This window comes from Micromonospora sp. URMC 103, from assembly GCF_051386435.1.
GTDB lineage: Bacteria > Actinomycetota > Actinomycetes > Mycobacteriales > Micromonosporaceae > Micromonospora.
This window is the reverse complement of the sequence record NZ_JBPQTR010000005.1, coordinates 2,696,934-2,714,975: the sequence shown is the minus strand read 5'-3', so window position 1 is coordinate 2,714,975 and position 18,042 is coordinate 2,696,934. Positions and strand designations below refer to the sequence as shown.

Sequence of the window (18,042 nt, the reverse complement as noted above, 5' to 3'; positions counted from 1 at the left end):
CAACCGAGCGGGTGGGGCCGGCATTCCGCCGGTCCGGGGCTCGCGTTGGCCAGGGATGTCAACCGACGGGGGCGGTCCGGCATTCCGCCGAGCCTCCGTGGTCCGCGATCCGGGAGTGCAACCAACCGGGCCGGCCTGGCCTGGCTGTGGGCGCCCGGTGGTGCGGCCGATCGGGATAGTCAACCAACGCGGCCGGCTCGGTGTTCCGCCGGCGGGGCCCGACGGAGCGGGCCGTCGTGGCACGGCGTGCGAGCCGCGGTGACCGGCGGTGCGGGCCGCGGTAACACGGCTGTGGTGCGGCCCGCGGTGGCGCGACCATGTTCAACGACTTGGGGCGGGCCGTGATTCCGCCATCCCGGTTGCCCCGGCCATGCGACAGTCAGGAACGAACCGGACATGCACGCCGGGGCTGACCCGCAGAATCGGACATCTTCGGGCAGTCAGCTCTTGCCAACCGGACAGGCCGCCAGGCTGGGTCGAATCGGGGACTCGAGCTTGATCGACACCAGCTCGCCGATGTGGCGGTATCCGGTGGGGTGGGATCCCGCCACATCGCCGGAATGGAGTCGATCATGGCTGGGCGAGGCGCCGGCGAAGGCGTCGCCCTGCGCGGATGGCTGCCTCAGTGGCGGTCGGGCGTGATCGACTCGACTTCCCTGAAGGCGCGCTGTCGGAGCGGCCGGGACACCGCGACGTCACGGAAGTCGAGTCGATCACTGCGCCGGATACCCCGGACACGGCGGACGTCGGGGACGCTCCCGCTCTCCGGCGGAGCTTGATCGACACCAGCTCGCCGATGTGGCGGTATCCGGTGGGGTGTGATCCCGCCATATCGCCGGAATGGAGTCGATCACGCGACCCCCGACCCCGACGCGCCGTCAGGCGGGTTGGGCTGCCGTGTCCGGTCCGGGCTGGGTCGGGATCGTCGGGGTGGTGAGGTGCGGCGTGTCCGGTTCCGCCGGCCAGGGCACCTCCGGCGCGCGGTGGAAGGTGATCCCCGCGGCGGCCCAGCGCGGCCCGTGCCCGGCCAGCCGCTCCCGGAAGCCGGACCAGTCGTGCGTCGACCGGGGCGACCAGCCCAGCTCGGCCACGGCGGGCAGCCGTGGGAAGAGCATGAACTCGATCTCGGGCAGCGACGTCACGGACTCCGTCCAGAGGGGCGCCTCCACGCCGAGCACGGCCTCGGGCGGTACGTCCGTCACGTGGGTTGCCGGATCCCAGTCGTACGCCCTGCGCACGTCGATGAGGCCCGCCCAGTCGTGCCCGATGGGGGTGTCCGGGGCGTACTTCATGTCGAGGTAGGCGTGGTTGCCGGGGGAGAGGACGAGCCGTGCGCCCCGGCGTACCGCCTCGGCGGTGGCCGGGTCGTCGCCGCCGGTGCCCCACCACTGGAGCACGCGCCCGTCGGTGTGCGCGGCGGGGGCGATCTGGTGCCAGCCGACGACGGTCTTGCCGGTGGCCGCCACGATCGCCTGCACCCGCTCGACGAAGCCGGTGTACGCGGCTCCCTTCACCTTGAACGCCTCGTCGCCGCCGATGTGCAGCCAAGGGCCGGGCGTGAGCGCGGCAAGCTCCGCGAGCACGTCGGCCACGAAGTCGTACGTCCGCTCGCTCGCCGGGTCGACGTAGCTGAAGCCGACCTCGGTGCCGGTGTACGGCGGCGGCGCGACCCGGTCCGGCGCCAGCTCGGGGTACGCCACGAGCGCGGCGTTGGTGTGGCCGGGCAGGTCGATCTCGGGCACGACCGTGACGTGGCGGTCGGCGGCGTAGCGGACGATCCGGCGGTAGTCGTCGGTCGTGTAGTGGCCGCCCGGGCCGCCGCCGACCTCGCCCGCTCCGCCGAGCGTGGCGAGCCGGGGCCAGCCGGGCACGGCGATCCGCCAGCCCTGGTCGTCGGTGAGGTGCAGGTGCAGGTGGTTGAGCTTGTACCGGGCCAGGTGGTCGATCACCCGGAGGACGTCTGGTACGGCGAAGAAGTGCCGTGCCACGTCGAGCATGGCGCCCCGGTACGGGTACCGGGGCCGGTCGACGATCGACCCGCCGGGCAGCGTCCAGCGTTCGGTGACCGGGGTGCGGTGCTCGACGGCCGCCGGGAGTAGCTGGCGCAGGGTCTGCACGCCGTAGAAGAGGCCGGCCGGGGTGGCGGCGGTGATGCGGACCCCGTCCGTGGTGACGTCGAGCCGGTACCCCTCGTCGCCGAGGTCCGTGCCGTCGGTGGCCGCGCCGGTGTCGAGCGGGCGGGCCGCGTCGGAGACCGTGAGCGTCAGCGCGCCGGCCGGCCCGGGGGCGGCGGTTTCGGTGACGGGGAGCGGGTGGCCGGTGGCCGGCCGCAGCAGCGCGGCGAGCTGCTCGGCGACGGCCCGACCGGCCGGGCTCACCCGGATGGCCTCGTCCCCGGTGAGCGTGAAGTCGGCGGCGGCGTCCGGTGTCACCCGCTCCGGGGCCGGGACGACGTCGCCCAGCCGGACGGGCGCGGGCGGGGCGATCAGGTTGCCCGCCGCCGTCGCGGCGGCCCGGGCCAGGTCGGCGGCGGCCGGCTGCGCGTCGGGCAGGGCGATCTCACCGGCGGAGGTCGATCCGACGGCGGGCGGCGACGCGGCCGGGCCCGGCCGGTCGAGCGGCTCGGGACCGGTCTCGGACGGGGTGGCGGGAATGGTCGGCACGGCGACGGCTCCGGGTGTATTCGGGTGGGATATGGCAAAGGTCAGGTTCAGCAAAATCCAGTGCCGTCAAGCGTACGGCGGAAGGCGGATTGCGTGATAGTGCGCGTGGAAGCGTTCCCAAAAACCGGTACGGACGCGGATAGTGGTGACAGTTGTGCCGATTGTCACCGAACGGTCCCAGGCCACGCGATGTTCGCTTAACCTTCGCCCACCGATCGCTGACGACGCCGGGATTACCGGTGGTCGGTCCCGGGGTATGTCCGAACTGAACCTTCGTTAAGTGTCAATGGCGCGCGTGGGAGGCTCTGGTGGCAGCGCAAGAAACGGTCGATCACAAGTACGTGTACGACTTCGCCGAGGGCAACAAGGACCTCAAGGACCTGCTCGGCGGCAAGGGGGCCAACCTGGCCGAGATGACCAACCTCGGCCTGCCGGTCCCGCCCGGGTTCACGATCACGACCGAGGCCTGCAAGGCGTACCTCGCCACCGGCCGGGAGCCGGACGGGCTCGCCGACCAGATCGCCGCCCACCTGGACGCGCTCGAGCGGGGGATGGGCCGGCGCCTCGGCGACCCGGACGACCCGCTGCTCGTCTCCGTGCGGTCCGGCGCCAAGTTCTCCATGCCGGGGATGATGGAGACGGTCCTCAACGTGGGCCTCAACGACCGCAGCGTGGTGGGGCTCAGCGCCCAGGCCGGGGGGAACGACCGCTTCGCCTGGGACTCGTACCGGCGCCTGATCCAGATGTTCGGCAAGACCGTCTGCGACGTGCCGGGCGAGGAGTTCGAGCACGCGCTCGACGAGGCCAAGCGCGCCAAGGGCACCACCAACGACCTCGACCTCGACGCCGACGACCTGCGCGGGCTGGTCGACGCGTACAAGAAGATCTTCGCGAAGCACACCGGACGCGAGTTCCCGCAGGAGCCGCGGGAGCAGCTCGACCTGGCCGTCCGGGCGGTCTTCGAGTCCTGGAACGCCGAGCGGGCGATCGTGTACCGCCGGCAGGAGCGGATCCCCGCCGACCTCGGCACCGCCGTCAACGTGGTGGCCATGGTCTTCGGCAACCTGGGGCCGGACTCGGGCACCGGCGTCGCGTTCACCCGGGACCCCGCCAGCGGCGCCCAGGGCATCTACGGCGACTACCTCGCCAACGCCCAGGGCGAGGACGTGGTGGCCGGCATCCGCAACACCGTCCCGCTGCAGGAGCTGGAGCGGATCGACAAGACGTCGTACGACGAGCTGCTCGACTACATGGCCCGGCTCGAGGAGCACTACCGGGACCTCTGCGACATCGAGTTCACGATCGAGCGCGGCAAGCTCTGGATGCTCCAGACGCGGGTCGGCAAGCGTACGGCGGCCGCCGCGTTCGTCATCGCGGGCCAGCTCGTCGACGAGGGCCTCATCGAGCTGGACGAGGCGCTGCACCGCGTCAACGGGGCGCAGCTCGCGCAGCTCATGTTCCCCCGCTTCCGCCTCGACCACGAGTTCGAGCCGGTCGCCAAGGGCGTCGGCGCCTCGCCGGGCGCGGCGTCCGGCAAGGTGGTCTTCAGCTCGGACCGGGCCGTGGAGCTTGCCGCCGAGGGCGAGTCGGTGATCCTCGTGCGCCGGGAGACCAACCCCGACGACCTCAACGGCATGATCGCGGCCAAGGGCATCCTCACGTCGCGCGGCGGCAAGACGAGCCACGCCGCGGTGGTGGCCCGGGGCATGGGTAAGACGTGCGTCTCGGGCGCCGACGAGCTCGACGTGAACGTGCCGCAGCGGCGGTTCACGGTCGCCGGGAAGACCGTGACCGAGGGCGACGTGATCTCCATCGACGGCACGACCGGCAAGGTGTACCTCGGCGAGGTGCCGGTCATGCCGTCGGAGGTGGTGCAGTACTTCGAGGGCACGCTCGACGCGGAGCAGAGCGACGACCCGCTCGTCCGGGCCGTACACCGGATCATGACGCACGCCGACCAGCGCCGGCGGCTCGCCGTGCGGACGAACGCCGACACGGCGGAGGACGCGGCCCGGGCGCGGCGGTTCGGCGCGGGCGGCATCGGCCTGTGCCGGACCGAGCACATGTTCCTCGGCGACCGGCGGGAGCTGGTCGAGCGGCTGATCCTGGCCCGCAGCGACGAGGAGCGCGACGCGGCGCTCGGGGCGCTGCTGCCGTTGCAGCGGGCCGACTTCGTGGACATCTTCAAGGCGATGGACGGCCTGCCGGTCACCGTCCGGCTCATCGACCCGCCGCTGCACGAGTTCCTGCCCCCGCTGGAGCAGCTCGCGGTCAACGTGGCGGTCGCGCAGGAACGCGGCGAGGACGTGGCCAAGGAGGAGGCGCTGCTCGCCGCCGTCCGGCGGATGCACGAGGAGAACCCGATGCTCGGCCTGCGCGGCGTACGCCTCGGCCTGGTCATCCCCGGCCTGTTCGCCATGCAGGTCCGCGCGATCGCCGAGGCCGCCGTCGCGGTCGTCCGCGACGGCGGGTCGGCCTTCCCGGAGATCATGGTGCCGCTGGTGGGCGCCGTGCAGGAGCTGGAGACGGTACGCGCCGAGGCCGAGAAGATCATCGCCGAGGTGGTCGGCGACAGCGGGGTCGAGGTGCTGATCGGCACGATGATCGAGGTGCCGCGGGCGGCGCTGACCGCCGGGCAGATCGCCGAGGCGGCCGAGTTCTTCTCGTTCGGCACCAACGACCTCACCCAGATGGGCTGGGGCTTCTCCCGCGACGACGTGGAGGCGGCCTTCTTCTGGCGCTACCTCGAGCTGGGCATCTTCGGCATCTCGCCGTTCGAGTCGATCGACGCCGAGGGCGTCGGCCGGCTCGTGCGGATCGCGGCCGAGGAGGGCCGGGCGGCACGCCCGGGGCTCAAGCTCGGCGTCTGCGGCGAGCACGGCGGCGACCCGGACTCGGTGCACTTCTTCCACTCGGTGGGGCTGGACTACGTCTCCTGCTCGCCGTTCCGGGTGCCGGTGGCGCGGCTCGAGGCCGGCCGGGCGGCGATCGAGACGGCGGGCTCGGACAGCCGCTGAGCGAGGCCGTGGCGGCGGGCCGGGAAGCCGGTCCGCCGCCGGGGGCCGCCGTGTGACGGGCTGGCCGGCGCGCCGTACGCCGGTTGCGGGCGTAACCTTGGCTCCTCGTGACCCGTCGATGCGGAAGGGTGGCTGCATGACCAGCGTCTGGGAGAGCCTGACCGTCGACGCGCAGGATCCGCCGCGGTTGGCCCGCTGGTGGGCCGAGGCCCTCGGCTACCAGGTCGTGAAGGAGAAGCCGGACGAGGTGGAGATCCGCCAGTCGCCGGACCGGCTCCCCGGGATCGTCTTCGTGCCCGTCACCGCGGCCAAGGAGGGCAAGAACCGGCTGCACATCGACCTGCGCCCGAGCGACCGGGAGGCCGAGGTCGAGCGGCTGGTCGACATGGGCGCCCGGCACGTCGACGTCGGCCAGGGCGAGGTCGGCTGGACGGTGCTCGCCGACCCCGAGGGCAACGAGTTCTGCGTGCTTCCCCAGCGGGACTAGGGCGTGACCGGTTGAGCGGCCCGCCCTCCTGGGCGGAGCCGGAGGCGCAGCGGCGGGTTCCGGAGCCCGCCAAGGACACCGGGCAGGCCCGGTCGCCGTACGAGCGGGACCGCGCCCGGGTGCTGCACTCGGCGGCGTTCCGCCGGCTGGCCGCGAAGACCCAGGTGCACACCGCCGGCACCGACGACTTCCTGCGTACGCGGCTGACCCACTCGCTCGAGGTGGCCCAGATCGCGCGGGAAATGGGCGCGCGGCTGGGCTGCGACCCGGACGTCGTGGACGTCGCCGGGCTGGCCCACGACCTGGGGCACCCGCCCTTCGGGCACAACGGCGAGGCCGCGCTCGACCTGCTGGCCCTTCCCTGCGGTGGCTTCGAGGGCAACGCCCAGACACTGCGGGTGCTGACCCGGCTGGAGGCGAAGGTGCTCGCGCCGGACGGCTCCTCGGCCGGGCTGAACCTCACCCGGGCGTCGCTCGACGCGGTGGGCAAGTACCCGTGGCCACGCCGTCCGGGGCAGCGCAAGTTCGGCGTGTACGCCGACGACGCCGACGTGTTCGGCTGGATCCGGGCGGGCGCGCCGCCGGGGGACCGGCGGTGCCTGGAGGCGCAGGTGATGGACTGGGCCGACGACGTGGCGTACTCGGTGCACGACGTCGAGGACGGCATCCACGGCGGCTACGTCTCGCTGCGCCCGCTGCTCGTCGACGCGGACGAGCGCGCCGCGCTCTGCGCCGACGTGGCCGCCACCTACTCGGGCGAGTCGCCGGCGGACCTGGGCGAGGTGCTGGTCGAGCTGCTCGACGATCCGGTGCTCGCCCCGCTGGCCGGGTACGACGGCAGCCACCGCGCGCAGGTCGCGCTCAAGGCCACCACCAGTGTGCTGACCGGCCGTTTCGTCTCGGCAGCGGTGGCCGCGACGGAGGAACGTCACGGCCCTGGGCCGCACCGCCGGTACGCCGCCGATCTGGTGGTGCCCCGCCGGGTGCGGGCGCGCTGCGCGCTGCTCAAGGGCATCGCGCTGCGCTACGTGATGCGGCGGCCCGGGTCGCGCGACCGGTACGAACGGCAGCGGCAGGTCCTCGCCGAGCTGGTGGCCGCCCTGGTCGAGCGCGCGCCACACGGGCTGGATCCGGTGTTCGCCCCGCAGTGGCGGGCCGCTCCGGACGACGCCGCCCGGCTGCGGGTGGTGATCGACCAGGTGGCCTCACTCACCGACCCGGCGGCGGTGGCGTGGCACGACCGCCTGGTGGCGAGGGGTGCACCCCCGATCGGCACTCCCGACTTAGCGTAGCCTAACCAGCATGGCCGAACGTCGCACCACAGTCACGTCCGTTCGGGTCCTGCGCACCGAGCGACCCACCCCGCACCTGATCCGGCTGGTCCTCGGCGGCGAGGAGCTCGCCGGGCTGCCGCTGGGTGAGTTCACCGACCACTACATCAAGGTGATCTTCCCGCAGCCCGGCGTGGTCTATCCGACCCCGCTCGACATGGACGTGGTCCGCCGCGAGATGCCCCGCGCGCAGTGGCCACGGCTGCGCACGTACACCGTGCGGGCCTGGGATCCGCGGGCCCGTGAGCTGACCGTCGACGTGGTGCACCACGGCGACGAGGGGCTCGCCGGCCCGTGGGCGGCCGCCCTGCGCCCCGGCGACCCGGTCTCCTTCGTGGGGCCCGGCGGCGGGTACGCCCCGAGCCCGGAGGCGGACTGGCACCTGCTGGTCGGGGACGAGAGCGCGCTGCCGGCGATCGCCGCGGCGCTGGAGCGGCTGCCGCACGGGGTGCCGGCCCGGGTGCTGGTCGAGACGAGCGGCCCTGCGGAGGAGCAGCCGCTGGCCAGCCGCGGCGCCGTCGAGCTGACCTGGGTGCACCGGGGCCGGCGGCCGGTCGGCGAGGCGCTGGTGGAGGCCGTCCGCGCACTGGACTTTCCCGCCGGCAGCGTGCACGCGTTCGTGCACGGCGAGGCGACGTTCGTGAAGGACCTGCGCCGCCTGCTGCGGATCGAGCGGGGCGTACCCCGGGAGCTGCTCTCCATCTCCGGCTACTGGCGCCGGGGGATGGACGACGAGGGGTGGCGGGCCAGCAAGCCCGAGTGGAAGCGGCAGGCCGAGGCCGAGGAGGCGCTCGCCGCCTGACGCGGCGGACGACACGGTGGGGCGGGGCCGGCTGGCCCCGCCCCACCGTCGTGCTCGGGTGGTCCCGGCGATCGTCACGGAGGCGACAGGGAGCGGGTGTACCTCGACATGTAGTAGAGATGCTACATTCTGCCGCAGGACTTCGCCAACCCGGGGGTGGCTCATGACCGCGGTAGAACTGTCGGGAGTCGCGCAGACTCCCCATCCACCCGACGCGGACCTCGTCATCGACGTCCGCGACCTGCGCATGCGGTACGGCAGCGTCGACGTGCTGCACGGGGTCGACCTCGCGGCCCGGCGCGGGGAGGTGCTCGCGTTGCTCGGGCCGAACGGCGCCGGCAAGACCACCACCATCGAAATCCTGGAAGGCTTCCGGATGCGCTCGGCCGGGGAGGTGCGCGTCCTCGGCGCCGATCCGGGCCGGGGCGACGAGCGCTGGCGCGCCCGGATGGGGGTGGTGCTCCAGTCCTGGCGCGACCACGGCAAGTGGCGGGTCCGAGAGCTGCTGGCGCACCTCGGCTCCTTCTACGCGCCGTACGCCACCGAGCGGGTCCGCCGTCCCTGGCCGGTGGACGACCTGCTGGCCGCCGTCGGCCTCACCGCGCACGCGGGCCGGCGGGTGAACCAGCTCTCCGGCGGGCAACGCCGCCGGCTCGACGTGGCCGTCGGCATCGTGGGCCGCCCCGAGCTGCTCTTCCTCGACGAGCCGACGGTCGGGTTCGACCCGGCCGCCCGCCGCGAGTTCCACGAGCTCGTGCACCGCCTCGCCGACCTGGACGACACCACGATCCTGCTCACCACGCACGACCTCGACGAGGCGGAGAAGCTCGCCGACCGGATCCTCATCCTGGCCGGGGGCCGGATCATCGCCGACGGCTCGCCGGACGAGCTGTCCCGCCGGGTCGCCGGAAACGCCGAGATCCGGTGGACGCGGGACGGGCAGCGTTTCGTGCACTCCGCCGAGGACGCCACCGCCTTCCTGCGCGACCTGCTCCGGCAGTACGGCGACGGCGTGCGGGAGCTGGAGGTCCGCCGGGCCAGCCTGGAGGACGCGTACATGGCGCTGGTCTACGAGCAGGAGTCCGGAGTCCGGGGCGGCACGGCGGCCCGGGTGTGGCAGCAGGGGAGCGAGGAATGAACCCGACCAGAGCGGCCGTCCGGGCCGGCTTCCAGCGCGGCGTGACCGAGCTGCGCAACAGCTTCACCAACGCGCAGGACGTGTGGGGCTACGTGTTCCCGACCGTCGTCCTGCTCGTCACGATCTTCTTCATGCGCGGCGCGACGGTGCCCGGCACCAGTTTCTCCCTCGGCGCGCGTACGCTGCCCAGCGTCCTCGGCATGGGGCTGGCCTTCGGCGGCCTCATCACACTCGCCCAGCAGCTCGTCGTCGAGCGCGAGGACGGCACGCTCCTGCGCGCGAAGGCCACGCCGAACGGAATGCTCGGCTACCTCGTCGGCAAGCTCACTCTCATCTCGACGGTCGCCGTGGTGAGCATGGTCATCCAGATCGTCCCGGCGCTGTTCCTCGTGGACGGGCTCCGGCTGACCAGCGCGACCGCCTGGCTCACCCTGCTCTGGGTGGTGGTGCTCGGCCTGGTCGCCACACTGCCCATCGGCGCCATGATCGGGTCGCTCATCGAGAACCCGCGCAACCTCGGCCTCGTCATGCTGCCGATGATGGGGCTCATCGCCCTCTCCGGCATCTTCTACCCGATCAACGGGTACCCGGGATGGATCCAGGGCGTCGCCCAGCTCTTCCCGGTCTACTGGCTAGGGTTGGGGATGCGCTCGGCACTGCTGCCCGACGGCCTGGCCGCGGTCGAACTCGGCGGGTCGTGGCGGCACCTGGAGACGCTCGGCGTGCTCGGTGCCTGGGCGGTGCTCGGGATCGCGCTCGCCCCTGCCGTGCTGCGCCGGATGGCCCGCCGGGAGTCCGGATCGCGGGTGGCGGCACGCCGGGAGCGGGCCATGCGGCAGGTCATGTGAGAGGAAACCGATGAGCGAGACCGTGCACAACCGGATCGCGGTGCTGCGCGCCGAGCGGGGGATCTCCCGGCGGCAGCTCGCCGACGCCCTGGGCGTGCACTACCAGACGATCGGCTACCTCGAGCGGGGCGAGTTCCGGCCCAGCCTCCACCTGGCGCTGCGGATCGCCGCGTACTTCGAGGTGCCGGTCGAGGTGGTCTTCTCCATCGAGCCCTTCCCCCGGATCGGGGGCGCCGCCACGGGGGCCGGCCGTTCGGCCTGACGGCCTTTCGGAGACGCGCTCACCCAGCTCGGCGGCCCGGAGCGGGGGACCGTGCCTCTCTCGCCCGTTGCGACGCGCGCAGTTCGCGGGTGACCAGCACCGCGTAGACGATGAGCGTCACCGCCAGCAAGGCCAGCAACGCGGTCGGGTACGGCAGCATGACGGTGATCAGGCCGACCGCCGGGAGGCCGAAGCCGGTCGCCACCCAGCGGGCGCGCGGGACCGGGCCGGCCAGCGCGCGTACGGACAGTTCGCAGATCATCCAGGTGATCAGCGAGCCGGCGAGCACCAGCCGCAGCTCCATCGGCAGCCAGCCCGAGCCGGAGTCGACCACCCGGACCACCTCGCCGAGAGACCAGCCGAGCAGCAGCAGCGCCCCGAAGAGCGGGGTGTGCACGTAGGTGTACGCGTGCCCGGCCTTCAACCGGTTGGCGGCGAGGCCGGTGCTGACGAACGTCGTGTAGACCCACCAGACCGAAGCCGGCACCGTGAAGGCGAGCGCCGCGTGCAGGATCATGCTCGGGTCCGGGAAGCGCGGCACCGCGCCGAGCAGGTTCGCCACCGAACTGCCGAGGACGATGATGGTGAACTGCCCCACACGCTCCGGCAGGTGACGGGTGTCCACCGGGCGCCGGTTGAGCTGCCGGTAACCCAGCCACGGCGTGGCGAGGTCGACGCACATCCCCGCGATCCAGAGGGCGGGCCGCAGGTGCGGCGGCACGAACAGGGACACCAGCCAGATCGACCACCCGGTGCCGAACCCGGTGAGGTAGATCGTCGTCACCGTCCGGGCGGTCTCGCTCGTGGGCCGGACGCGCGCGTAGAGCAGGAGCAGGATGCCCCGGACGATCAGGTAACCCACCGGAAACAGCAGGCCCTGCGGCACCTCGTCCACCCCGAGGGTGATCGCGCCCGCGCCGAGCAGCGCGCCCAGGATCATGAGCCGGTGGACGGCGTCGTCCGGGTCGTACCGGGTGTCGTAGTAGACGTGGCCGACCCAGGCCCACTCCACCACCACGAAGATCCCGGCGGTGGCGAGGACGTTGGTCAGCTGCGGCGTCGAGTCGGCGCCGAGGCGACCCACCACGGCGGCCAGGGCGAAGACGAACACCACGTCGAAGAAGAGCTCGAGCCAGGTGGCGTGCCGGTGCCCGGCCTCGTCCTCCAGGATCGCGGGCCGGTTCCGGAGCAGGCCGCCGGTGAACCAGCGCCGCCAGCGGCCACCCTCGGGCCGTACCGTCCCCACCTGCCCATGATCTCCGCCGCGCGGTCGTTCCGGGCCGGAACGGGCGACTGCGCGGCGGCGCCCGCCACACGCCGTCCCCCCGGCGGCGGAACGTCGGTCCGGCAGGGCAGGATAGGTAGCCGACGAGGGGGTGGCGAATGGCAGGGCGGATCCGGGACGAGGACATCGCGCTGGTCCGGGAGCGCACCTCGATCGCGGACGTCATCTCGGAGACGGTGACCCTCCGGTCCGCCGGCGGCGGCAACCTCAAGGGGCTCTGCCCGTTCCACGACGAGAAGAGCCCCTCGTTCAACGTCTCGCCCGCACGGAACGTGTGGTACTGCTTCGGTTGTGGCGCCGGTGGCGACGCCATCAAGTTCCTCATGGACGCCGACCACCTGAGCTTCGTCGAGGCCGTCGAACGGCTCGCCGCCCGGGCCGGCCTCCAACTGCGGTACGTCGAGAGCGACTCGGCCGCCCCGCGCAGCCGCCCGCAGCAGGGTCAGCGGCAGCGGCTCGTCGCCGCCCACGCCGCCGCGGTCGAGTTCTACCGGTCCCAGCTCACCACCGCCGGCGCCCGGCCGGCGCGGGAGTTCCTGGCCCAGCGCGGGTTCGACCGCGCGGCGGCCGAGCGCTACGCCTGCGGCTTCGCCCCGGACGGCTGGGACCAGCTCACCCGGCACCTGCGCCAGCGGGGTTTCACCGCCGACGAGCTGGTGACCGCCGGGCTGTCCCGGCCGGCCCGGTCGGGTTCGCTCATCGACCGGTTCCGCCGCCGGCTGCTCTGGCCGATCCGGGACCTCACGGGTGACGTGATCGGCTTCGGGGCGCGCAAGCTCTTCGACGACGACGACGGCCCGAAGTACCTGAACACCCCCGAGACGCCGATCTACAAGAAGTCGCACGTCCTCTACGGCATCGACCAGGCCAAGCGGGAGATCGCCAAGCAGGGCAAGGTGGTCGTCGTCGAGGGCTACACGGACGTGATGGCCTGCCATCTGGCCGATGTGCCCACGGCGGTGGCCACCTGCGGCACCGCGTTCGGCGCCGACCACATCGGGGTGCTGCGTCGACTCCTGCTCGACACCGACGCGGTGGCCGGCGAGATCATCTTCACCTTCGACGGGGACGCCGCCGGTCAGAAGGCCGCGCTGCGCGCCTTCGACGACGACCAGCGCTTCGTCGGGCGTACGTTCATCGCGGTCAGCCCGGACAACATGGATCCGTGCGAGCTGCGGCTGGCCAAGGGCGACCTTGCCGTCCGCGACCTGGTGGCCCGCCGCGAGCCGCTGGTCGACTTCGCGCTGCGCCACGTGATCAGCCGCTACGACCTGGACACGGTCGACGGCCGGGTGGAGGCGATGCGGCGGGCCGCGCCGCTGGTCGCCAAACTCAAGGACCGGGAGAAGCGGCCCGAGTACGTCCGCAAGCTCGCCGGCGACCTCGGCATGGAGATCGAGCCGGTGCAGCGGGCGGTGCAGGCCGCCGCGTCCGCCCCCGCCGGCCGGGAGGCGGCCCCCGCCCCGGCGCCCCGGCCCACGGCCGAGTCCGCTGTCGACAGCCCGCAGTCGATGGTCGAGCGCGAGGCGTTGAAGCTCGCCCTCCAGCAGCCGGTGCTGGCCGGGCCGATGTTCGACGCGGTGGAGGCCGCCGAGTACCGGCACCCCGTCCACGTGGCCGTGCGGGAGGGGATCGCGGCGGCCGGTGGGGCCGCGGCGGCCGCCGGCGGCGCGGTGTGGATCGAGTCGGTCCGGGACGCCTGCGCCGACCTCGCGGCCCAGGCGCTGGTGGCCGAGTTGGCCGTCGAGCCGCTGCGCATCGACGGCGACCCGGACCCGCGGTACGTGTCGGTGACGATGGCCCGGTTGCAGTGGGGGTCGGTCACCGGCCGGATCAAGGACCTGAAGTCGCGGATCCAGCGGATCAACCCGGTCAGCAACAAGGACGAGTACTTCGCGCTCTTCGGCGAGCTGCTGTCGTTGGAGCAGCACGCCCGGGCGCTGCGCGAGCAGGCCGCGGGAGGGCTCTAGATGGGACTGTTCAACCGCCGGCCCAAGCTGCGCCCGGCCGACCGTCCGCCGCTCGCGCCCGACGAGCGGGTGCTGGCCTGGGCAGCGGCCGGCGACGGCACGGGCGGCGGCGTCCTGGTGGCCACCACCCTGGGGCTGTGGCTGCCCGGGCGCGCCGACCGGCTGGGCTGGCACGAGCTGCTCAAGGCCGTGTGGTCCGGTCGTGAGCTGACCGTCACCGCCGCCGAGCAGGTGACCGAGCGCGACGGCTACCTGGTGGTCGCCGACGGCGCCCCGTCGACCCATCTGCTGCTCGATCCGGGCGACCTGCCGCACCAGGTGCGGGCGCGGGTCACCCGGTCGGTGGCGTACACCGAGCGCCACGCGGTGCCCGGTGGCGCCGGCCGGATCGCCGCCCGCCGGGTGCCGGGCGTCGACGGACTCACCTGGACGGTCCGGTACGACGCCGGCACGCCCGTCGACGACGCGGAGGTCGTCGCCGAGACCGACCGGCTGGTCGCCGCGGCCCGGGCCGCGACCGCTCCCGCCGACGTCTGAGCCGATCGGGAGCGGCCGCCGGAGCCCGGTGACCGCGGGCCGTCGCACCGCGCGAGCGCGGCCTGTCGAGCCGGTGTGCGGCCCGCGGTGGCCCGTCGCGTCCACATGCGGCCCGCGGTGGCCCGTCGCGTCGACATGCGGCCCGCGGTGGCCCGTCAGCGTGCGCCGAGGTCGGTGAGCGCCTTCTCGGCGCCGCGGTGCAGCGGCACCGGGTCGGTCCGGCGGGCGTTCTCCAGGCTGATCCCGCGCGCCGCCGGGTTCGCCTGGGCCAGCGCGTCCTTCCGGTCGAAGATCGTCCGGGTGATGGCGCAGGCGACGTTGGCGTCCAGGTCCTTGCGGACGAGCAGCACGTTCGGCACGACGATGGTCGGCGTGTCCGTCGCCGTCTTGTACGCGTCCCGCCCGATCGTGGCGGCCTGGTAGGCCGGGCTCAGCTCGGCCATCTTCGGCAGCAGCGGGCTGATGTCGAGGAAGCGGACGCGGTCGCCGGCCGTCGTGAACAGGTCGGTGAGCCCGCCGGTGGGCAGGCCGCCGGACCAGAAGAAGCCGTCGATGCTGCCGTCCTTCATCCCCTCGACGGTCTTCGCGAGGTCGAGCCGCTGCGCCCGGATGTCCTTGGCCGGGTCGAGGCCGGCAGCCTGGAGCAGCCGGTGGGCGATCACCTCGGTGCCCGACTTCGGTGAGCCCGTGGAGATCCGCTTGCCCCGCATGTCCGCCACCGAGGCGATGCCGGCGTCACTCCGCACCACCACCTGCGTGTAGTTGTCGTAGATCCGGGCGAGCGCCACGACGTCCTGCGGCGCGCTGAAGCTGTCCTTGCCCTGCACCGCGTTGACCGCCGTGTCGAACAGCGAGAACGCCACGTCGTACTGGCCGGCGACCAGCTGCTCGATGTTCTGCACCGAGGCGCCGGTCTCGGCGGCCGTGCCCGTCAGCTTGCCCCCCGTGGCGTCGGAGAGCTGGCCGGCGAGCGCGTTGCCGACCACGTAGTAGACGCCCGTCGCGTTCCCGGTCGCGATGCCGACCCGGGTGTCGCGGGTCACCTCGCAGGTGACCTCGCTGGCCGTGTCGTCCGTGGCCGCGCCGCCCTGCTTTCCGCCGCAACCCACCGCTCCCGCGGCGACGAGGGCGAGCACGCCCGCGCCCGCGAGGAGCCGAACCGTCTTCCCGCTCACTGTCCTACCTCCCTGAGCTCCACCGGTGATCCGGCCTGCCCGCCGGGGCGGCCGGCGGATCTGCGCCGTACGAACACTCCCGCGACGGCCGCGACGGCGAGGCCCACGCCGATCGCGATCGGCAGCGCCTCCAGCCGGAGCAGGACGGCGCCCGCCACGGCGGCGAGCAGCCGCTCCGGTACGCCGGCCCGGCCCACGCCGGGCAGCCAGCCGCCGGCGGCGACGGCGAGCACGGCGACGCTGAGCGCGACGACCACGGTGGCGAGGGCGATCCGGCCCGGGCCGCCGATGCCGAGCAGCCCGAGCCCCGCGGGCGTGATGACGAAGGCGATCGGGGTGAGGTACGCCGGCAACGCGTAGCGCAGCGTCTGCCACATGGTGGGCACGAGCCGGCCGCCGGTGACGGCGGCCGCGGCGACGGCGGCCAGCGCGGTCGGCGGGGAGGCCTCGGAGAGCACGGCGAAGTAGAAGACGAACATCGCGGCGGCCGGGGTCGCCACGCCCAGGTCCAGCAGCGCCGGGCCGATGATCACCCAGCCGATCACGAAGGAGGCGGTGACCGGCACGGCGAGCCCCAGCAGGGTGAGCGCCACGGCGGCGAGCACCGCGGTGAGCACCAGGACCACGGCCGGGTCGGTGGTGAACGCGCGGGCGCCGTCCACGAGCAACGCCGCGGCCTGCGGGCCGAGGCCGGTCTTCGTGGTGGTCGCCGTGATGATGCCGGCCGCGGCGCAGACGGCGGTCACGGCCAGCACTCCGCGTACGCCGGCGACGAGGGCGGCCAGCAGTCGGCCCGGTGTGAGGCGATGGGCCCGGTCCAAAAAGGACAGCGCGGCGGCCAGCACGGTGGCGATCACCACGGCCCGGGTCGCCGACACGCCCACGGCGAGCAGCACGATGATGACGACCAGCGAGGCGAAGTGGTAGCCGAAGCGGGCGAGCAGCCGCCACGGCGACGACGCGTCGACCGCCACGGGGCGTACGCCGGAGCGCCGGGCGTCGATCTCCACGGAGAGCAGGATGCCGAGGTAGTACAGGACGGTCGGCACGGTCGCCCAGCCGAGCACCTGGAGGTAGGAGACGCCGAGGTACTCGGCGATGATGAACGCGGCCGCGCCGAGCGTGGGCGGGGACAGGATCGCCCCGACCCCGGCGGCGGCGAGCATGCCGCCGGCCCGCTCCGGCGGGTAGCCGGCCCGGCGCAGGACCGGCCAGGTCACGGCCCCGATGCTGACCGTCGTGGCGGCCCCGGAGCCGGAGACGGTGCCGAGCAGGAAGCCGGACGCGACCGCCGTCCGCCCGGCGGCCGTGCGCGACCGCCGGAACGCGGCCGTGGACAGGTCCACGAAGAAGCGGCCCGCGCCGGAGAGGTCGAGCACCGCGCCGTAGACGGTGAAGAGCACGATGTACGAGGCCGCGACGTCCAGCGGTGTGCCGTAGAAGCCGCTGTCGGAGTTGTAGAACGCGTCTACCAGCTGGCTGAAGTCGAGCCCGGCGTGGGCGACCGGCCAGGACTGTGGGAGCAGACCGCCGTAGTAGCCGTAGCCGAGGAAGAGCAGGCAGACCACGGGCAGGATCCAGCCCGTGGTGCGGCGGCAGGCCTCCAGCAGCAGCAGGAGCAGCGCCGTGCCCATCACCAGATCCGTGGGGACGAGCAGCCCCTGCCGGTCGAGGAAGGCGTTGTAGCCGCCGCCCCCGGAGCCGAGCGGGATCGGCAGTACGGGATAGAGGCATGCGGCCAGCGCCAAGGCGGCCAGGGCCCAGTCGGCGACCGTGGGCCCGCCGGGCCGCGCCGCGGACGGGCGGGCGGCGACCGGGGAAGCGCCGGCGGGACGGGTGCGGCGGCCACCCAGCCGGGACCGGATCCGCAGGTCGGCCGGGTAGGCGAGGAACACCAGCGGCAGGATGCCGGCCAGGAAGAGGATCAGATAGTACTTGCTGCCCTGCGGCAGCGGCCGGAGAACCTGCCAGAGGGCGAGCGCGCCGACCACGAGCGCCACCGCGCCGAAGAACAGGCCGGCCGGGCCGGACAGCACGCGCCCGGGCTTCTCGTCCTCGAACTGCGCGGCCAGCTCCGGCGGGCCGTCCGCCCCACGGGTCGGCGGCGCGACCGAGCTCTCGGCCCGGTCGGTCCGCTCGGCCTGGTCGACCTGCTCAGCTTGGTCGACCTGCCTGGCCTGGTCGACCTGCCCGGTTTGGTCGACCTGTCCGGCCTGGTCGACCTGTCCGGCCTGGTCGGTTCGCTCGGCCTGGTCGGTCCGCTCGGCCTGGTCGGTCCGCTCGGCCTGGTGCGCCCGGTCGGTCTGGTCGCGCGGTGCCGGGACCGGCCGTTCCTGTTGCGGGCTTGTTTTGTCGCCCGCGCCGGGCGTGGTGCTCTCCGTCGAGGGTGGACCCGCCGGCCGCGGTGAAGCGGCTCGGCGCGGCGTCGGCGGCGAGCCGTCGGAGGACCGGGTGGGCGACACAGAGGGACGATACACGTCGATGGAGGGCCGTCCGGCGTGTCGCCGGCCCGCTAAATCGGGTGGAG

Annotated in this window: 13 protein-coding genes; 9 read left to right on the top strand and 4 right to left on the bottom strand. The window is 73.5% G+C overall.

Annotated elements, in window-relative coordinates:
• Positions 1 to 878 precede the first annotated feature (878 nt).
• On the bottom strand, positions 879 to 2,663 hold the full coding sequence (locus ACSNOA_RS25720) for a beta-N-acetylhexosaminidase (protein ID WP_436662133.1): 1,785 nt from the start codon (positions 2,661 to 2,663) through the stop codon (positions 879 to 881).
• 308 nt (positions 2,664 to 2,971) lie between these two features.
• Between ACSNOA_RS25720 and ppdK the strand changes: the two genes are divergently transcribed.
• The 7 genes from ppdK to ACSNOA_RS25685 all read left to right on the top strand — a co-directional run bounded on the left by ppdK (position 2,972) and on the right by ACSNOA_RS25685 (position 10,548).
• On the top strand, positions 2,972 to 5,680 hold the full coding sequence (gene ppdK / locus ACSNOA_RS25715; protein ID WP_436662131.1) for a pyruvate, phosphate dikinase: 2,709 nt from the start codon (positions 2,972 to 2,974) through the stop codon (positions 5,678 to 5,680).
• 136 nt (positions 5,681 to 5,816) lie between these two features.
• Positions 5,817 to 6,167, top strand: coding sequence for a VOC family protein (locus tag ACSNOA_RS25710; RefSeq protein WP_436662129.1), 351 nt, complete (start codon positions 5,817 to 5,819; stop codon positions 6,165 to 6,167).
• Between the two features lie 11 nt (positions 6,168 to 6,178).
• Positions 6,179 to 7,459, top strand: coding sequence for a deoxyguanosinetriphosphate triphosphohydrolase (locus tag ACSNOA_RS25705; RefSeq protein WP_436662127.1), 1,281 nt, complete (start codon positions 6,179 to 6,181; stop codon positions 7,457 to 7,459).
• A 10-nt stretch (positions 7,460 to 7,469) separates the two neighbouring features.
• Complete coding sequence (locus tag ACSNOA_RS25700; protein ID WP_436662125.1) at positions 7,470 to 8,300, top strand: siderophore-interacting protein; 831 nt, start codon at positions 7,470 to 7,472, stop codon at positions 8,298 to 8,300.
• A gap of 163 nt (positions 8,301 to 8,463) precedes the next feature.
• Positions 8,464 to 9,438 carry an ABC transporter ATP-binding protein gene (locus ACSNOA_RS25695; RefSeq protein ID WP_436662123.1) on the top strand — a complete coding sequence of 325 codons (975 nt, stop codon included), beginning with the start codon at positions 8,464 to 8,466 and terminating at the stop codon, positions 9,436 to 9,438.
• The gene (locus ACSNOA_RS25690) at positions 9,435 to 10,286 is read left to right on the top strand and encodes an ABC transporter permease (RefSeq protein WP_436662121.1); all 852 of its coding nucleotides are present in this window, start codon (positions 9,435 to 9,437) and stop codon (positions 10,284 to 10,286) included. Before ACSNOA_RS25695 ends, ACSNOA_RS25690 begins: the two co-directional genes overlap by 4 nt.
• 10 nt (positions 10,287 to 10,296) lie before the next feature.
• Positions 10,297 to 10,548, top strand: a complete 252-nt coding sequence (locus tag ACSNOA_RS25685; protein WP_436662119.1) for a helix-turn-helix transcriptional regulator — start codon at positions 10,297 to 10,299, stop codon at positions 10,546 to 10,548.
• A 19-nt stretch (positions 10,549 to 10,567) separates the two neighbouring features.
• On the opposite strand, the gene ACSNOA_RS25680 is transcribed toward ACSNOA_RS25685, so the two are convergent.
• Positions 10,568 to 11,794: a low temperature requirement protein A gene (locus ACSNOA_RS25680; RefSeq protein ID WP_436662118.1), complete on the bottom strand. Its 1,227-nt coding sequence runs from the start codon at positions 11,792 to 11,794 to the stop codon at positions 10,568 to 10,570.
• 137 nt (positions 11,795 to 11,931) lie between these two features.
• Here ACSNOA_RS25680 and dnaG point away from each other — a divergent pair, with 137 nt between their 5' ends.
• Complete coding sequence (gene dnaG, locus ACSNOA_RS25675) at positions 11,932 to 13,803, top strand: DNA primase (RefSeq protein WP_436662116.1); 1,872 nt, start codon at positions 11,932 to 11,934, stop codon at positions 13,801 to 13,803.
• Positions 13,804 to 14,340: a hypothetical protein gene (locus ACSNOA_RS25670; RefSeq protein ID WP_436662114.1), complete on the top strand. Its 537-nt coding sequence runs from the start codon at positions 13,804 to 13,806 to the stop codon at positions 14,338 to 14,340.
• 155 nt (positions 14,341 to 14,495) lie between these two features.
• Here ACSNOA_RS25670 and ACSNOA_RS25665 read toward each other — a convergent pair whose 3' ends face one another.
• Together ACSNOA_RS25665 and ACSNOA_RS25660 are read right to left on the bottom strand one after the other, a co-directional pair.
• On the bottom strand, positions 14,496 to 15,515 hold the full coding sequence (locus tag ACSNOA_RS25665; RefSeq protein WP_436662113.1) for a TAXI family TRAP transporter solute-binding subunit: 1,020 nt from the start codon (positions 15,513 to 15,515) through the stop codon (positions 14,496 to 14,498).
• Positions 15,512 to 17,977, bottom strand: coding sequence for a TRAP transporter fused permease subunit (locus tag ACSNOA_RS25660; protein WP_436662111.1), 2,466 nt, complete (start codon positions 17,975 to 17,977; stop codon positions 15,512 to 15,514). The genes ACSNOA_RS25665 and ACSNOA_RS25660 overlap by 4 nt, the downstream gene beginning before the upstream one ends.
• Between the last annotated feature and the right edge of the window lie 65 nt (positions 17,978 to 18,042).

Bases quoted from the DNA above. Each gene is read 5' to 3' on its own strand.
- ACSNOA_RS25710 (WP_436662129.1), top strand. From the start codon at position 5,817: ATGACCAGCGTCTGGGAGAGCCTGACCGTCGACGCGCAGGATCCGCCG.
- ACSNOA_RS25700 (WP_436662125.1), top strand. From the start codon at position 7,470: ATGGCCGAACGTCGCACCACAGTCACGTCCGTTCGGGTCCTGCGCACC.
- ACSNOA_RS25695 (WP_436662123.1), top strand. From the start codon at position 8,464: ATGACCGCGGTAGAACTGTCGGGAGTCGCGCAGACTCCCCATCCACCC.
- ACSNOA_RS25690 (WP_436662121.1), top strand. From the start codon at position 9,435: ATGAACCCGACCAGAGCGGCCGTCCGGGCCGGCTTCCAGCGCGGCGTG.
- ACSNOA_RS25685 (WP_436662119.1), top strand. From the start codon at position 10,297: ATGAGCGAGACCGTGCACAACCGGATCGCGGTGCTGCGCGCCGAGCGG.
- dnaG (WP_436662116.1), top strand. From the start codon at position 11,932: ATGGCAGGGCGGATCCGGGACGAGGACATCGCGCTGGTCCGGGAGCGC.
- ACSNOA_RS25670 (WP_436662114.1), top strand. From the start codon at position 13,804: ATGGGACTGTTCAACCGCCGGCCCAAGCTGCGCCCGGCCGACCGTCCG.